This is a genomic window from Haliscomenobacter sp. (assembly GCF_041740695.1).
Taxonomy (GTDB): domain Bacteria; phylum Bacteroidota; class Bacteroidia; order Chitinophagales; family Saprospiraceae; genus Haliscomenobacter.
The window spans coordinates 65,368-82,142 of sequence record NZ_JBGSLK010000060.1; the positions used below are offsets into that span (position 1 = coordinate 65,368).

The following is a 16,775-nucleotide window of genomic DNA, read 5'->3' on the forward strand; positions in this document are numbered from 1 at the left end:
ATTACAGACGTGGGCTTCGGCACAATGCTTATTTAGTTATTACAAGAACCAGAGTCACTATCGTCGATAGTAGAATGATTACATGTTTCATTTCCTCCATATCTATAGGTTACAGAATCGGTGTTGATTTGGAAATAGTCAAAATTAAGTCCAGTTACTCTTACTTGATTAGCATCACTAGCACCCCAACTTCCAAATAGTCCTCTCTTAAGGTTGTCAGTGGTGTAGAAAAAGTAACCTGTTGCACACCAACAATTACCAATCAATTCGATTTCTGGGCCGATACGACCACGTACTTTCTTCCACTGATTTCCATTTTTGTAAGCATAAACACTGGTGCATTCGGCGGTATATTTTTCTACGGCCACATCACCTGATTTATGAAGGATTTGAACACCAGGGATGTTTTTTACATCGTCTAGCATGCTTAAATAACGTGGATCAAAAATGTAAATTGCGTCTTTACCATGTTTATAAATTTGCCCCCCAATATTGACAAGCGCATTTTCGTTGAACATTACTTCATAAGCTGGATTTGAGATAAGCCGTAGGAGCATGTGTTCGCCAATAGCATCTTTCTGCCAGTAAGCTACATGTGAGTTAATTTGGCTTTCTGCGAAGGGCTTGTCTATATTTAATGCGGTTGTTGATCGAAAAGCTTCTTTCACACAAAGAAAATCCATGTTTTCCACTTGCTTGAGCCGGGAAAAGTCTTCAATAAGATATTTATACATCTCTGAAAACTGTTTAATGTCCTTAAAGTGGAGCATTCCATCTTTTACTGTAACTTCAGTTTTCCCCACAACAAGTGTTTCATCTTTTGTGCAGGAAGACACAAGGAAAAAAAGCGAAAGAAGGAAAGAACTTCCTAAAAATAACAATTTTTTCATCGTAATTTGTGTTTTGAAATTAGTTAATTAGGCTCCTGCTGGTGTAGAATTTAAGCCAGTGGGAGCTTTATTTTTATGGCTGACGAGGTCGCCTTCACCATTAATCATTCAAGGAGTTGAAAATTTTCTCAAAGTTACGGTCTAACACAAGTAAATAAACACTACATTTGGGAGTGTTTTACTCCTAGCACTGAGTATATTATTCCTAACTCCCAAACCTCACTGTAATACAATGTCACTCCCCGAAAACATTCGTAAGGTTCGCCTTATTCTAGGCCTCAAACAAGACGCTGTTGCTAAAGCCCTAGGCATTCGACAATCCACTTACACTAAATTTGAAACAGGTATGATCAAGGTAGGAGAAGATAAACTGGCAGAAATTGCCAATGCTTTAGGGGTAAGCGAAGAAGTGATTAAGGATTTGGACAAGCACCTCGTCTTTATTCACAACATCGAAACTCAGAATGGCGGCAACCTGCAAGAGCAGGTCAATTATTATGCTTCGATGAACGAAATGGAAAGAACCCACTACGAAGCCAGAATTGATCAGCTGGAGGATGAAAATAAGTTTCTCAAAAAATTAATTGAGGAGCGTCTGAGCTAGAGATCAGTATTCAGCAATGAGCTACCAACTAAATTCGTATCGTACTGATAGCTGGTAGCGCATTGCTAAAACTATTCACTCCTTCTCCCACTCAGTCCCCTCTTTCCCATCTTTCAACAGAATCCCAGCTGCCTTAAGGGTATCACGAATTTTATCCGCAGCAGGCCAATCCTTGCGGGCACGGGCGTCCAGGCGTAGGCCGAGTATGAGTTGCATAAGTACATCCACGGTGTTGGAACTATTGTCGTCAGCAGTGACAGCATCGTATTGTAGGCCAAAAATATCGAAAATAACCGTTTTGAACATGGCATTGAGTTCCTGAAAAGTTGCCTCACTCAGGCCTTCCATACTGATTTGGCCACCTTTCCAGCTATTGATGCGGCTGACCAATTCAAACAAACGCCCCAGCGCTTTAGGCGTATTGAAGTCGTCATTCATTTCATCAAAAACTGCATCGATCCTTTCTTTTATTTCGGCATCCTGGCCACCAGCAGCGCCTCCAGCAAAAGCCAAGCTTTGTAAGGTAGCATAAGCCTCCATTAAACGGTGATATCCTTTTTCCGCAGCTTGCAGCGCTTCATCGGTCAAATCAAGGGTACTGCGGTAGTGGGTTTGCAACATAAAAAAACGTACCGCCATGGGGTCGTACCCTTTACTGATGTGTGGGCTAGTGCCACTAAACAACTCTTCGGGCATGATGGAATTGCCATCCGACTTGGACATTTTTTTACCATTCAGCAAAAGCATGTTGCTGTGAATCCAGGTTTTGGCCGGGGTGCAACCACAAGCGCCGTAGTTTTGTGCCACCTCGTTTTCGTGGTGTGGAAACTTGAGGTCATTGCCACCGCCGTGAATGTCGAAGGTTTTGCCCAGGTATTTGGTACTCATTGCCGAGCATTCCAGGTGCCAGCCCGGGAATCCCACCGACCAAGGCGAATTCCAGCGCATCAAGTGCTCGGGGTCGGCTTTGATCCAGATCGCAAAATCGGCGGAGTTGCGTTTTTCGTCCTGTTTTTTGAGGTTGTCGCGTGATTCCGAGATGAGGTCTTCAATTTTTCGGCCCGACAAGGCTCCGTAGATGCCACTTTTTTCGGCAAATTTCAACGTATCGAAATACACCGACCCATTGGCTTCGTAAGCGTAGCCATTGGCGAGGATTTGTTGCACCATTTCAATTTGCTCGGGAATGTGCCCGGTTGCCCGAGGCTCAAGGCTGGGCGGAAGTACGTTGAAAATACGCATCATGTCGTGGAAGCCCACGGTGTACTTGTGCGCAATTTCCATTGGCTCCAGCTGCTCCAGGCGGGCGCGTTTGCCCAGTTTGTCCTCGCCACCTGTATCTACATCCCCTTCCAGGTGGCCAACATCGGTCACGTTGCGCACGTAGCGCACCTTGTAGCCCAGGAATTGTAGGTAGCGGTAGATGATGTCGAAGCTCACAAAAGTGCGACAGTTGCCCAAATGAACATTGCTGTAAACGGTGGGACCACATACGTACATGCCAACCCGGCCAGGGTGAATGGGTTGGAATACTTCTTTCTCTTTACTGAGACTGTTGTAAATTTTTAATGCACTGTTCATTGGACTGTATTTTGCAGCCGCAAAAATATAAAAATGTGTCTGACTTACAGCAAAGAGAAGTCGATCAGCTCAAAAATGGTTGCTTTTTCGCGATTTTTGAGATTTGGATCGGGTATAAATGCTGAAACCTTACAATTGAATTACCGTAATGACGGGCCGATGGTCGGAGAAACTCACCTTCCCCCGCTGACAATACAGCGGCGTGAATTTAGGGTCAGTAAAAGTATAATCGATGCGCAAGCCAGGAATGCGCCCTGCGTAAGTAATGCCCAAGCCCGATCCAGCCGTTAAAAAAGCATCTTTCAGGTTATTACACATCCGGTGATGGGTATAAGATTGGGGGATGTCATTAAAATCGCCGCAGACGACCACGGGATAGGGACTATTGCTCAGATGCGCCAGCAATTCTTCAACCTGGCTGGCTCGCTCTTGTGCCGCACGTTTGAACCTGCGCATGATGCTTCCAACCCGATTCCAGTTTTCTTTTTCCCTTAAGTCCGGTGAACTGGCCACCTTATCGGTCAAACCAGTGATGGAGTTGGATTGCAAATGCACGTTGTAGACCCGCACGATGCGTTCACCCATCTGCAAATCAGCATAACGATAGCCATTGGTGCTGCCAAAAAAACGCACCTCGGAGCGCAAAATGGGGTGACGCGAAAAAATTGCAAACTCTTCGTTTTTTTTCCAAACTGCATGCTCCAAACCATTGTGCTGGCGAATCGCGTCTACGTAAGCCGAACCACTTTGGGCGTTGTACATAAACTCCTGTAAACACAAGACGTCGGGTTGGTATTGGTAAATCAGGGCTTGTAGCTCTTCTGGATTGGCGGGGATTCCTTTTTGATGAAAATTGGCGAAGCCGTATACGTTGAAGGTCATAGTCTTGAGCAACGAAGCCCCTTCAGGACTTGCGCTACCTGGATGAAAACCAACTAAACCCGCGAAGTGGTTCCAACCCACTAAAATAACCCCCAGCGACATCAAGGCTTGCCAGCGGCGCTGAAAAGCCCAATAGAGCATAAAAAGCAGGTTGATGACCAATAAGGTAGGATAAACCAGACCAATAAAAGCAAAAGGCCAAAACCGTTGTGGGCTGACATAAGGGGCGAGGTAAGTCATCAGGGTGAAAACAACAATCAGCACATTGGCCCAGCGAATCAGTTTTTGCACGATACGATCAGTTTTTCCAAGAAAGGAACATTTTTTCCGAAAAAAAAATCAGTTTTCATTTACTTCTTACTGGCATTGAACAAAAACTCTTTCTCTTCGGTACTCAAACTCTCGTATCCAGACTGTTTGATTTTGTCGAGTATGGCGTCCAATTGCTCTTGATGGCTCATGTTGTCGTAGCGAGGTGTGGCGCCACTGCTGCGCTTGCCAGAGTCTTGTCTACTACCACCTGCGGTGGTTTTTTCCCGTACTTTAGGGTTTTTGTAGGCCACTTTCGGGCCTCGTTGGGGGGGAGTACCATTTCGCCAACGCGACCAACTGGCATTCCACCAATCGAAAAACCGCATAAAAGGGAATGCAAAATCGTTGCCTTTGCGCAGTTGCCAGGCATATACAAACCCAAAAACATCGCCCCCAAGGTGGGCAAAAAGGCCGCCTGAATTGCTGTCACCCATCGCGATAAACGCCAGATCGAGAAAAATCAGGGTCACCACGATGAACTTGAGTTTTACATCACCAATCAGCAACAAACGCACTACATAATCAGGCGCAATCACCCCCGAAATAACGATGGTCGCCATCACCGCTGCCGAAGCACCTAATGCCGTGGCGGGTTCCGCGCCCAACGATTGGGGATTGAGTACATTTTCAAAAATAAAAAAGCCCAGGGCACCCGCCAATCCACCCATGAGGTAGATGGGCAAAACCCGTTTGTTGCCCAGCAAGTCGCCTACAATCCGGCCACACATGTGGTAGAAAAGCATGTTCCACAAAATATGCCCGAAGGAAAAATGGCTGAACATATTGGTGATGATCACCCAAGGATGGGTCAGGACAAACCACCAATCTGAAGACATGCAGAGGTAGTCCAAAAAATTACCAAAGGTCGTATTGTCCGATTTCCATCCATTGAAAAGGTACAATCCGATATTGACCAAGTTAATGCCTACAAAAACAGCAACGTTGATCAGGATGATGCGTGTCACCGCATTCCCGTAGTTGAACTCCCGTTTTAAATCCTCCCAGATCGACCTTAGCATGATGTATCGTACTTATACAAATTCAGTCCAAAAATAAAACGTTTTATCTTCATTTGAAAGGCCATTGGTCCCCATTTACGAGGTTTATAGCCGAGTTCCAAATTTTTGCCAATAAAGAATCAATAAAAAACCAAATAGCGCACCACCCAAGTGGGCAAAATGTGCTACCCCGCTACTCAAATTTACAATTCCCAAGCCAAAGACTAGTTCCAATCCTGCAAAAATTAACACAAAATACTTGGCTTTAAGCGAAATAGGGGGGAAAAGTAAGCTGATCACATTGTCGGGAAATAGCATGCCATAACCAACCATCAAGCCGAAAATTGCCCCGGAAGCACCCAGCATTGGCACGTTTTGGAGGTAATATTTCATCAATTGCTCATCCGCATTGCCCGAGCTGATCTCCAGGTATTTGACCAACAAGTACAAAATCATGCCGCCGAAGCCCGCAAAAAGATAATAGAACAGAAACCGCCGTGCTCCCCAAAACGTTTCCAGGGCACTACCAAACATGTACAAGCCCAACATATTCAACAACAAGTGCCGAATGTCGGCGTGCATAAACATGTGGCTGACCAGTTGATAAGGCTGAAAATAGGGTGAAGTAGGAAAAAACAGCGCAAAGCGATAACGCTCCCAATCTGCAAATTCCCCAGATCCACTCAGCAAGGTTCCCATCAATTCCGGTGCGGGATCTCCCCAAACCAACAAAGTAACAAAGAATACTAAAACGTTGATGATCAACAAATGTTTAACCACATCGGTAATGCGCATCATGATGTACGATTATTCAAATTGTTTTTGTAAATCTTCTAACTCGTAAGTTACGAAGCATTTTTTGCCAAAAGGACTGCGGAAAGGCATGGCACAGGCGAACAACTGATCGATCAAAGCTTGCATTTCTGTGTCGTTGAGCAGTTGTCCCCGTTTGATGGCAGCGCTACGCGCCATCGAACGAGCCAGGCTTTCGCGGGTATTCAATTGGAGTTCGAGTCCAATTTTATGTTGTTCCAATAAACTTTCTAGAATGCTCCGTTCACTTTGTTTGCCCGCCAGTTCAGCAGGCAGGCCATTGACCACAAAGGAATTGACGCCAAATTCCTGCACATCAAAGCCCAAAGGCTGTATTTCTGACAAGAGGTCTTTGAGTAGGGTGGCATCGTTGGGGCTAAAATTCAAAGTAATGGGGAAAAGTTGCTGTTGAATGGAGCCCTGGCGCGTTTCCATCATACTCAGGTACTGCTCGTACAGAATCCGCTCGTGCGCAGACTGCTGGTCGATGAGCATGTATCCCGATTTGATTTGGCTGATGATGTAAGTGCCTTGGAGCTGGTAGGGGACTTTGTGTTGTTTGGAAAAAGCTAAAGCCTCATCATTCCCCTTCCCAAGGGTATTTTCTTCTGATTCCCAGGAGCTACCAATGGTCAGGGTTTGGATGTTTTCTTCGTCGCTGGCACTGGTTGCAGCGCCTTCCGGTTCTTCATCGGTGCCACCGAGGTCTTTGTACAAGAGTTGCCAGTTGCGCAGGTTGTTGTCTTCCCGGCGTTGCGCGGGGTTGTTGTCACGCCCTGCTGAAAAAGTTTTAGACTCATCGTTTTGCCAGGCACCGCTGTTGCGCGCCGGGGTAACGAAGGGTCTGTCCTGTTCTTGTTTGGACGTGAGGTAGGGGAGTTTAAGCCCGGATTCCTGTTCAAAATCTAGGCTGGGCATCACCCCGTATTGACCTAAACCGTGCCGCACCGCTACTTTGAGGTAGTTGTAGACCAGGCGATCGTCTTCAAATTTGATTTCCTGCTTCGTTGGGTGCACATTGACGTCGATGCGAGCCGGGTCGATGTCCAAAAAGAGCAAGTAAAAGGGGTACATTTCTTTGGGCAATACTTCCTCATAAGCGCTCATCACCGCGTGATGCAGGTAACTACTTTTGATAAAGCGGCTATTGACAAAAAAGTACTGTTCACCGCGCAGTTTTTTGGCAAATTCGGGTTTGCCCACAAATCCTTTGATCTGGATGACGTCGGTATCTTCAGTGACGGGCACCAGGCGGTTGTTGATGGAATTGCCGAAGACCCCGGTGATGCGTTGGCGCAAGTTGCCGGGCGGCAAATGAAACACTTCAGAACCATTGTGGTGCAAGGAAAAAAAGATATCGGGATTGGCCAAAACCACTCGTTCAAATTCATCGAGGATATGTCGAAATTCTACGGTATTGGCTTTGAGAAAATTGCGCCGAGCAGGTACGTTGTAAAAGAGGTTTTTGACCGAAAAACTGGTCCCAGCCGCCGTCTGGCAAGGCTCCTGCGATTTGACCCGCGAGCCTTCCGCCTGTAGCAAGGTACCCATTTCGCTGGCGTGTCGCCGGGTGCGCAACTCCACCTGGGCTACAGAAGCAATGGAAGCCAATGCCTCCCCGCGAAAACCCATGGTGCGAATGGCAAACAGATCTTCAGCGCTGCGGATTTTGGAGGTAGCGTGCCGTTCAAAAGACATTCGGGCGTCGGTTTCTGACATGCCACAGCCATCGTCGATAACCTGAATCAGGGTTCGTCCGGCGTCTTTTACAATCAATTTGATGTTTTTGCTGCCTGCATCTACCGCGTTTTCCATCAACTCTTTGACCACCGAAGCGGGGCGTTGAATCACCTCGCCGGCAGCAATTTGGTTGGCAATCGAGTCGGGCAGTAGCTGAATCACATCAGCCATATGTATTGAGTCTTTTTTACGCTTAGTTAATTTACAGCTAAATCTAAACAATTTTTGGTAGGGAAAAGGTTCGGAAGAACAAGAATTTAAAATTCCCATTCGTCCAACTTAGGGGGCTTATAAGTCAGTTTGGTGATGGCGCGTTGTTTCTGGCGGTTCAAAATCAAACGGCCCAGGGCAAAATGAGCGGGTTCGTTGGCGAGCGGGCTGAGGGCAAAATGGATTTTCCCTTCGTCAATGTCCAATCGGTACATGTAACTCAGCAATAGGTCTTTGTTGGCCTCGATCATTTCGGCTACCCGATTGGCAATAGCTTCGAGTAACTCGGCCTCGCTGAGGGGAGTCGTTTCGGTAAGCCCAAAATCTTGGGCGACCAAAGCCATGGTTTGTTCTAAATAATCCTCTTCCATATTGAAGGAGTGTGTTGGTAAATAGTTTGCTACTCCACCTGTATTACATGATTTTTCTAAGGTGCCCCTTTAGTGCCTTAGGTTTCTAAGGTGGTGAAAAAATCATTCCTGCTTCGGACTCCGAAACAATAACGCAAAAAGCAGCGCCGTAAATATTCCCACCCCACCCGGCACCAACCAAACCGCAGACCAGTTGATCGTCTTACCAAGTGTATGCCAATTCACCACCTCGCCCGCGATCAAAGAGCCAATAAAGGCCCCCAATCCAGAGATGATCAGCGCAATAAAACCCTGCGCCGTGCTCCGCAAAGATACCGGAACTTTTTCATCGATGTAAATTTGTCCAGCCAATGCGGTAAACGACCAAGCCAGACCATGCATACCCAGACCCACCCAAACTAGTAGTGGCAAGTCTATTCCACCCCAGGACAACAACATATAGCGAATGCCCCAAGCCAGAATCCCCCCTAAAATCACCGGCTTCAGCCCAAAGTAGCGGCGTGCATAAGGCAAGAGCAACACAAACCCAATCTCCGTAGCTTGTCCAATCGACATCATCGCCGCCGCGTTTTTGAAGCCCTGGTCTTTCAAATAGGCATTGACAAAACTGTAATAAAAGGCATTGGGGATACAAATCAAGGTCAGGGCAATCAGCAAGACCATAAAACTGCGATCCTGGATGAGTTGCTGCCCGGTAGCCAATAAGCTGGGTTTGTCCTTTTTGCCCGGCGGAGGGGTTGAAGGCAAGGTCAATACATAGATGCTTTGAAAAATGGAGGCGGTAGCCGACAAACGTAAGGGCAGCGTGGTGGTTTCCAAATCCAAGCCTCCTACACACAAGCCCGTTGCAATCCAGCCGAGCGTGCCCCATACCCGCAAGCGCGGATAATCCCGTGCAGGCTCAGGGATATTGTGAAAGGTCATGGCGGTAGACAAGGCAAAAGTGGGCATATAGCAAATGGCGTACAACAACATGACTGGGTAAAAAAAAGCAAAGGTATCCATCGTGCTGAGGGCAAACATGAGCAAGCCACCCGTAAAGTGCAAGGTGGCCAAAATGCGCTCCAGGCGAAAATGCCGATCAGCCAAACGGCCCGCCCAAAAGGGGGAAACCATGGCCGCAATGGCCGTGGTGCCATACACTAGTCCTACTTCGCGACCGCTGAAATGCAGACTTTGTAAAAGATAGGTTCCAGTGGTCACCGTCCAGGAGCCCCAAATGAAAAATTGGAGGAACTGGAAAAGGGCGAGCCGGAAGTAGAGGGTGGTTTGCAAGGTGGTGGTTTTTGCGGGGCGAAGGTAGGGGATTTTGAATAATTGACCGAACTGGTGGATGAAATAACACCTGAGTAAATATTCAAAATAACAGTATTGTCACAGTGTTTTCTAATTTATGCGAAGCTTTCGCACAAATTGAGCTGTTACAACCAGTTTGAGGTTTTAAAAATCGATGGCTCGATTGAGCGGTTATTCAAGATTCAGCAAGCAGAATGTACTCAAGAGTTGGAGCACAACAGAGCTGAAGTGTCAAAAACTAACTTATTTTCAACACCTTTCTGAGTGCAATTTCTATGGCAGCCATTTGAATAGCTGGTATTCTGTTTAACCTCAGGTTTTTTAACCGCAGAGTTTCGCAGAGTGCACGCAGAGTTTCTCGGAGTTTTTAAGTTAGACCATCTGCGATGGCAAAGAGTGCTCAGAGGCCGCATTGAATAGCAGCTGGCACGAAAAATCAAATTTCAGTAGTGCCGAACGCTCGCCACCGCAGGTGGCAAACTCCTTAAAACTAAAAAACTCTGTGAAACTCTGCGTGCACTCTGCGAAACTCTGTGGTTAAAAACTGCGTAATGTGAGTTAATCAGCCAAATTTCAGTTCTTTTCATAAAAAGCTTCGTGATCTAGAGCGGTAAAAGCAATCAATTCTTCGTCCTGCTGATAATCCTTTAATAGAAATTCAGCAGCAGCGAGGTTTTGCCCGCCCCTGGTTCCCCGATGACCAACAAACGCCCGCGGTGTTCATCAAAAATGCGCTCCAGGCTGGTGCTCACCTCTTTTTGTTCCAATACAATGTCATCGTAGGCAATTTGGGCGCGATTCCAGTCGGTGCCCGTCAGGCTGTAGGCGCATTGGATGTTGATGGGGTGCCGCTCGGCCAGTTTATCTTGGAGGCGTTGCAGGTAGAGCTGGCGGAGGTTGGCTTTGACCTCCTGAATGGTGGTTTCGGGTTGGAAGGTTTTTTCCAGCAGTTGCAACAGTTTGAGGATGTCGCTGCTGAGGCGGTTGAGGCCGATTTGGTAGTCTTCGTAATTGAGGATTCCCTGAAGTTGCACTTCCTCCAGGCGGTGGTAACGGGCGGAAAGGGCAATCACGTGGGGTTCAATGGCAGCTGAAGGTAAGGTACTCAAGAGGTGCAGCGCCTCGGGCAGTTCCGCTTTTGCCAGGGCTGCTTTGACCTCTAATAGTTTGTATTCCTCGCTGCGTTCGAGGTGGAAATAGGGATCCAGTTTTTCATCCGAAATGCCGAAGAGGATTTTTTTCCAGTTGATGGTCATGCAGGGCCAAGGGTTAAGTGGTGCAGGGTAGGCCAATATATCGAAAATTTTCTATTATTCTTCCGGCGGCGGCAAAATTTTAAATGTATCCGGTTTCTCGGTTGCTTTTTTATTGTCTGCGTTCAGGCGACGTTCTACTTTTTTGACATCCTCGACAGCAGGTAAGTTTTCAGGACGAACACCACGTTCCTGGAGGATTTTACGCACAGCAAGATTGTTATCGATGTGCTCTTTTTTGATTTGCCCTTCGCCTTGCAGGTCTTTATCGATTACATTGTGGCTAGTCAATTCGGCTGCAAAATCTTTGGCTTTAATGGTTAAGGTGGGTAAAAAATCTGCTAATGGGCGGCCACCTGGTATGGCTAATTTTCGCTTCATGTCCTGCGTATTCCGTCCACCAAAAAGCGCTTTATCTCCTTCTGAACGAATAATTGCAAAACTGATTTCATTTACACCCCGCTCATAAATGATGCCAGAGAGTTTCTTCTCCGTTTTAGATAGCTTTTCGCGTGCAGATACCCGATCAATGTCCAATAAACGTAGTTCGATGATCTCTTGCTTGCGGGTTTGAACAGCAAAATAGGTTTGAGCAAAGGCTATTTCCGGCTTTTTTGTGGGGTCACCATTCTGAGCGATGAGGTAACAAGCGTAGCGGGTGAGCGCAAAATCTGCCACTCGGCGTTGTGAGCCACTACCCAATTCAACCATTTTGCCGACGTCGGCAAAATGGTGTTCCGCCTTTTGTCCCGCACCTTCACAAGCACTTTTGGCTTTTTCAATGGCATTCAGAAAATTGTTCCACTTGCTGTAGCCCAAAATCGCCTGAAGTTCCCGAGCACTCCAACACTCTACACTTTCGTGCAGATAAACGGCTTCTTCAAATTTTTGAAATAAAGCTTCGATGAGTTCTTTTTTCATAATAATATGTTCTTTTTTTCATAAAAATACATTTTGTTTTTTATTTCCTAGATATTTCACCATTTTATTTTTGCAATACCCCTTAAAACGCAATCAACCCATTAAGCCACTTAAAGCTCAATGGGTTGATCACTATTACAAAGTCAGAATCTGCTTATCTAGCTCAACTTCTGCTTGATCTCAACAATTTCATAGGCTTCAATCACGTCACCTTCTTTGATGTCGTTGAAGTTTTTGATCGACATACCGCATTCCAAGCCGGATTTCACCTCACGTTGGTCTTCTTTGAAACGTTTCAAAGAAGCTACCTCGCCGTGAGCGCCTTCGCGGGTTGGGAATACTACGATACCATCGCGTACCAAGCGGATGTGGCTGTTTCGGGTAATTTTGCCCTCGGACACCAAACAACCGGCAATGGTTCCCACTTTGCTGATTTTGTACACCTCGCGGATTTCCACCAAACCAGTGATTTTTTCTTCCTTGGTGGGTTCAAGCATCCCTTCGATGGCTGCTTTAACCTCTTCGATGGCTTCGTAGATGATGGAGTAGGTTTTGACTTGTACCCCTTCTCGTTCAGCCACTTTACGCGCACTGGCGGAAGGCCGCACCTGGAAACCAATGATGATGGCGTCGGAAGCCGAAGCCAGCAAGATATCCGCTTCGATGATCTGACCAACGGCCTTGTGGATCACGTTGACTTGTACCGATTCGATCGACAGTTTGATCAAGGAATCCGCCAAGGCTTCTACCGAACCATCCACGTCCCCTTTCACAATCAGGTTCAACTCCTTAAAGCTGCCCAGTGCCAAACGACGACCAATTTCGTCGAGTGAAATCCGCTTGGTAGCCCGGTTGGCCTGTTCGCGGATAATTTGTGAACGTTTGGAGGCGATTTGACGCGCTTCCTGGTCGTTTTCGTATACTTTGAACAAGTCGCCCGCCTGAGGTGCACCACTCAAACCCAATACCATGACTGGGGTAGCTGGACCAGCTTCGGTTACCCGTTTGCCGCGCTCGTTGAGCATAGCCCGTACTTTACCCGAAAACTCACCTGCTACAAAAGTATCACCTACTTTGATCGTACCATTTTGTACCAGCATTTTGGTCACATAACCCCGGCCTTTGTCCAAAGTGGCTTCCAGTACCGTACCTGCAGCACGGCGATTTGGATTGGCTTTGAGTTCGAGCAATTCTGATTCCAGCAGGATTTTTTCCATCAGTTCAGGAATGCCGTGGCCGGTTTTGGCCGAAATGTCCTGGGATTGGAATTTACCTCCCCAGTCTTCCACCAAGATGTTCATGCCTGCCAGTTCTTCCTTGATCTTTTCAGGGCGTGCACCAGCTTTGTCTACCTTGTTGATGGCAAATACCATGGGTACCCCGGCAGCTTGTGCGTGGCTGATGGCTTCACGCGTTTGAGGCATGATGCTATCGTCCGCTGCGATGATGATGATGGCAATATCGGTTACCTTGGCACCCCGCGCACGCATGGCCGTAAAGGCTTCGTGACCCGGTGTATCCAGGAAGGTAATTTTGCGGTGATCTTCCAATTCTACTTCGTAGGCACCGATGTGCTGGGTGATACCCCCGGCTTCACCTGATACTACGTTGGCGCTACGGATAAAGTCGAGCAAGGAGGTCTTACCGTGGTCGACGTGACCCATTACCGCGACAATTGGTGCCCGATTGAGCAGCGTGTCCGGTGCATCCGGTGCTTCGATTTCTTCACCAACCTGATCTTCTACAGAGATGAATTCGACTTCGTGTCCAAACTCGCCAGCTACCAATTCGATGATTTCCGCATCGAGACGCTGGTTGATGGATACAATTACGCCCAGACTCAAACAAGTGGTGATTACTTCGGTCACTGCCACGTTCATCACACTGGCCAACTCGGATACCGAGATGAACTCGGTTACCTGCAGTTTGCCGCCTTCGGCTTCTTGTTCCAGGATTTCCTGGCGTTCGCGGAAGCGATCCCGTTTATCCCGTTGCAACTTTTGGCGCTTTTTCTTTCCTCCACCGGAAAGACGGGCCATGGTTGCCTTGATTTTTTCTTCAATTTGGCGCTGCGATACCTCGCCATTGTTTTCTTGAGGGGCAGGACGATTTCCAGTGCCACCGCCTTGTGGGTGTGGGCGTTGCTGCGGGCGTCTATCGTTGTTGTTGTTATTATTGTTGTTGCCACCGCTGCCGCCGCCTTGTGGGTGTGGGCGTTGACCTTGGCCGCCACCGCCACCACGGTTGTCGCCACCACGGTTATCTACACCACGGTTATCTCCTCCTTGGTTTTGGCCCTGACCTTGTTGGCCTTGACCGCCACCGCCTTGGCCTTCTTGGCCAGGAGTAACCTTTTTGCGTTTGCGTTTGCGTTTTTTCTTTTCGGCTTCTGATAGGGCGTTGCCAGGAGGATTGGTACCACCACCACCTTCAGTTTGTGGACGGCGGTTTTGCCCGTCTGGATTGTTGGGTTGGCCACCATTATTGGGGCGATTGCGGTTGTCGCCGCCCCGATTTTCACCACCGCCGCGGTTGTCGCGGTTTTGGTTTCCTCCGGGGTTGTTGCTACCACCACCTTGGCCTTGACCCTGGCCTTGATTGGCTGGGCCACGGTTTTGCTGGCCGGGTTGGTTCCCTCCGCCTTGGCCTTGGGTTGCTGGGCCACGGTTTTGCTGGCCGGGTTGATTCCCCCCTCTGCCTCTGACCGGTTCTTTGCCTTTTTCAGGCTTTTTGCCGCGCGGACGTTCGAACTTATCGGTATCGATTTTGCCCAAAATTTTGAGGCCACGCAATTCGGGTGTTTCGGCCCGAAAATTATCTCCGCTATTGCCATTTGGTGCATCAACCTCAGCTGTTGCAGGTGTTTTGGCATCATCAGGTGTAGCGGCAGTTGGAATTTCACTTAAAGGAGGAGTACTAATCACGGTCGCTTGTGGTTGTTCAAGGGGCTTTTCTTTAGCTGGCTCGGATGTGCGTTTCTCTTCTACCGGAGCAACAGCATCTTCACGAGGAGTGGACTTCTCCTCAATGGGCGCAGGAGTCTCTTCCTTGCGCTTGTTGGCAGGTTCATTACTGGGCGTAGTCTTTTCAATGCGTTGCTTGAGGCGTTCGCTTAGGTCAATCTTACCCAGTACTACTGGTTTTTGCAACTTGAAGCGGTGGCTCTCACTTTCCACTTCTTTTGGTTCGCTGTCCTCTTCACTTGATTTCTCTTTAACGGGCGTGTTGTGCTCCGCTACTTCCGGCTTGGGCCGGACAGAACCAATATTGACATTCTTGGCAGCGTCTTTGATTTCGATTGACTTTTGAAAATGGCGCGTCAATTCATCGTACATACCATCGGTAATCTTGGCGTTGGGTTTGTTTTCAATATCAAAGCCCTTACTATTGAGGTGTTCCACAATAGTAGCTGTACCGACATTTAAGTCCCTAGCAATCTTAACTAAAACTCTTGACATTCGAAAAATTTAGAAAACTGGCACAAAGATAAGGGAAAACCATTGAAAGTAAAGCAAATCCGATTTTTCCACAGATTATCTTAGAAAAAATATTCTTTAATGGTTTTCCCTTGCCGAACGAGCCTAGTTGAACAGCAACATAAGGCTAATTTAGGCTATAAAGTTCCCGAAAATGGAACTTAATTATTTTCTCCTTCTTCAAATTCAGCGGCCAGAACACGTAGGATTTCATCAACAGTTTCCTCTTCAAGGTCGGTACGGCGGAGCAATTCAGCTTTGTTGAGGCTCAATACACTGCGGGCAGTGTCGCAACCGATGGCTTGTAGGGCTTCGATGATCCAAGGTTCAATTTCGTCGCCGAATTCGTCGAGATCCACGTCGTCGATTTCGTATTCGTCAGTATTGTTGCGGTAAACATCAATTTCGTAGCCAGTCAATTGGCTGGCCAACTTGATATTGGTTCCACTTTTGCCGATGGCCAGGGATACCTGGTCTGGTTCGAGGTAAACATCCGCGTGGTTGGTTTCGGTATTCAACTCAATGCGGCTTACTTTAGCCGGGGTGAGGGCACGTTGGATGTACAAACTGGCATTGTTGGTGTAGTTAACAATGTCAATGTTTTCATTGTTCAATTCGCGTACAATGCCGTGAATCCGTGAGCCTTTCATCCCTACACAGGCCCCTACGGGGTCGATGCGATCGTCGTATGATTCTACGGCTACCTTGGCGCGTTCGCCGGGCAAGCGTACAATCCTTTTGATGCTGATCAGGCCATCTTCAATTTCGGGTACTTCTGCTTCCAACAATTTTTCGAGGAAAGCAGTGTCGGTACGCGACATCACCACGATAGGGGTGTTGTTGCGCAATTCTACCCGGCGAATGATGCCTTTGACCATATCTCCTTTGCGGAAAAAATCGGCTTTGATGGTTTCGGTGCGGGGCAACACAAGTTCATTACCCGTAGCATCGTCGACCACCAAAAATTCCTTCTTCAGGATTTGGTGTATTTCCCCTACAATTACTTCACCGATGCGCTCGGAGTAGCTCTTGTATACCTCGTCTTTTTCCAATTCCATGATCCTGGAAATGAGGGTCTGACGGGCAGCCATAATGGCGCGGCGACCAAAGTCTTCCAATTGCAGGCGTTCGTAACACTCTTCGCCAATTTCGTATTCTTCGTCAATCGAGAGGGCTTCGGAAATGGAGATTTGCGCACGGTCGTCGGTAACTTCGCCGTCGGGTACGATTTCGCGTACGCGCCAAAGTTCTAAGTCACCGTTTTGTGTGTTGACAATGACGTTAAAATTGTCGTCTGACCCAAATTTCTTCTTGATCAGGGTACGAAATACATCCTCCAGTACCCGCGCCATAGTCGGGCGGTCTATGTTCTTCCCAGCTTTAAATTCCGAGAAAGTGTCTACCAGATTCATTGCACTATAGTTTATA

The 16,775-nt window shown here is 47.6% G+C and carries 13 protein-coding genes; 1 reads left to right on the forward strand and 12 read right to left on the reverse strand.

Going from position 1 to position 16,775, the window contains the following annotated elements; genetic code table 11:
- Positions 1-32: 32 nt before the first annotated feature.
- Entirely contained in the window at positions 33-890 is an 858-nt protein-coding gene (locus tag ACEW9O_RS13415; RefSeq protein WP_373550682.1) for a hypothetical protein, read from the reverse strand.
- Between the two features lie 232 nt (positions 891-1,122).
- Here ACEW9O_RS13415 and ACEW9O_RS13420 point away from each other — a divergent pair, with 232 nt between their 5' ends.
- Positions 1,123-1,494, forward strand: coding sequence for a helix-turn-helix domain-containing protein (locus ACEW9O_RS13420; RefSeq protein WP_373550683.1), 372 nt, complete (start codon positions 1,123-1,125; stop codon positions 1,492-1,494).
- A gap of 75 nt (positions 1,495-1,569) precedes the next feature.
- Here ACEW9O_RS13420 and cysS read toward each other — a convergent pair whose 3' ends face one another.
- The 11 genes from cysS to nusA all read right to left on the reverse strand — a co-directional run bounded on the left by cysS (position 1,570) and on the right by nusA (position 16,759).
- Positions 1,570-3,075: a cysteine--tRNA ligase gene (gene cysS, locus ACEW9O_RS13425; RefSeq protein WP_373550684.1), complete on the reverse strand. Its 1,506-nt coding sequence runs from the start codon at positions 3,073-3,075 to the stop codon at positions 1,570-1,572.
- 129 nt (positions 3,076-3,204) lie between these two features.
- Positions 3,205-4,248 carry an endonuclease/exonuclease/phosphatase family protein gene (locus ACEW9O_RS13430; RefSeq protein WP_373550685.1) on the reverse strand — a complete coding sequence of 348 codons (1,044 nt, stop codon included), beginning with the start codon at positions 4,246-4,248 and terminating at the stop codon, positions 3,205-3,207.
- A 59-nt stretch (positions 4,249-4,307) separates the two neighbouring features.
- The gene (locus ACEW9O_RS13435) at positions 4,308-5,288 is read right to left on the reverse strand and encodes a rhomboid family intramembrane serine protease (protein ID WP_373550686.1); all 981 of its coding nucleotides are present in this window, start codon (positions 5,286-5,288) and stop codon (positions 4,308-4,310) included.
- 84 nt (positions 5,289-5,372) lie between these two features.
- Positions 5,373-6,065 (reverse strand): rhomboid family intramembrane serine protease, encoded by a 693-nt coding sequence (locus tag ACEW9O_RS13440; RefSeq protein WP_373550687.1) that lies wholly within the window; start codon positions 6,063-6,065, stop codon positions 5,373-5,375.
- Positions 6,066-6,074: 9 nt separating this feature from the next.
- Positions 6,075-7,991: a DNA mismatch repair endonuclease MutL gene (mutL, locus tag ACEW9O_RS13445; protein WP_373550688.1), complete on the reverse strand. Its 1,917-nt coding sequence runs from the start codon at positions 7,989-7,991 to the stop codon at positions 6,075-6,077.
- Positions 7,992-8,077: 86 nt separating this feature from the next.
- On the reverse strand, positions 8,078-8,401 hold the full coding sequence (locus tag ACEW9O_RS13450) for a hypothetical protein (protein ID WP_373550689.1): 324 nt from the start codon (positions 8,399-8,401) through the stop codon (positions 8,078-8,080).
- A gap of 102 nt (positions 8,402-8,503) precedes the next feature.
- A complete protein-coding gene (locus ACEW9O_RS13455; protein ID WP_373550690.1) occupies positions 8,504-9,676 on the reverse strand; it encodes an MFS transporter in 1,173 nt (390 codons plus the stop codon).
- 668 nt (positions 9,677-10,344) lie between these two features.
- Positions 10,345-10,953 carry a hypothetical protein gene (locus ACEW9O_RS13460; protein ID WP_373550691.1) on the reverse strand — a complete coding sequence of 203 codons (609 nt, stop codon included), beginning with the start codon at positions 10,951-10,953 and terminating at the stop codon, positions 10,345-10,347.
- A 54-nt stretch (positions 10,954-11,007) separates the two neighbouring features.
- Positions 11,008-11,871, reverse strand: a complete 864-nt coding sequence (gene dinD / locus ACEW9O_RS13465) for a DNA damage-inducible protein D (protein ID WP_373550692.1) — start codon at positions 11,869-11,871, stop codon at positions 11,008-11,010.
- Positions 11,872-12,029: 158 nt separating this feature from the next.
- Entirely contained in the window at positions 12,030-15,329 is a 3,300-nt protein-coding gene (infB, locus tag ACEW9O_RS13470; RefSeq protein WP_373550693.1) for a translation initiation factor IF-2, read from the reverse strand.
- 179 nt (positions 15,330-15,508) lie between these two features.
- A complete protein-coding gene (gene nusA / locus ACEW9O_RS13475; protein WP_373550694.1) occupies positions 15,509-16,759 on the reverse strand; it encodes a transcription termination factor NusA in 1,251 nt (416 codons plus the stop codon).
- Positions 16,760-16,775: the final 16 nt, after the last annotated feature.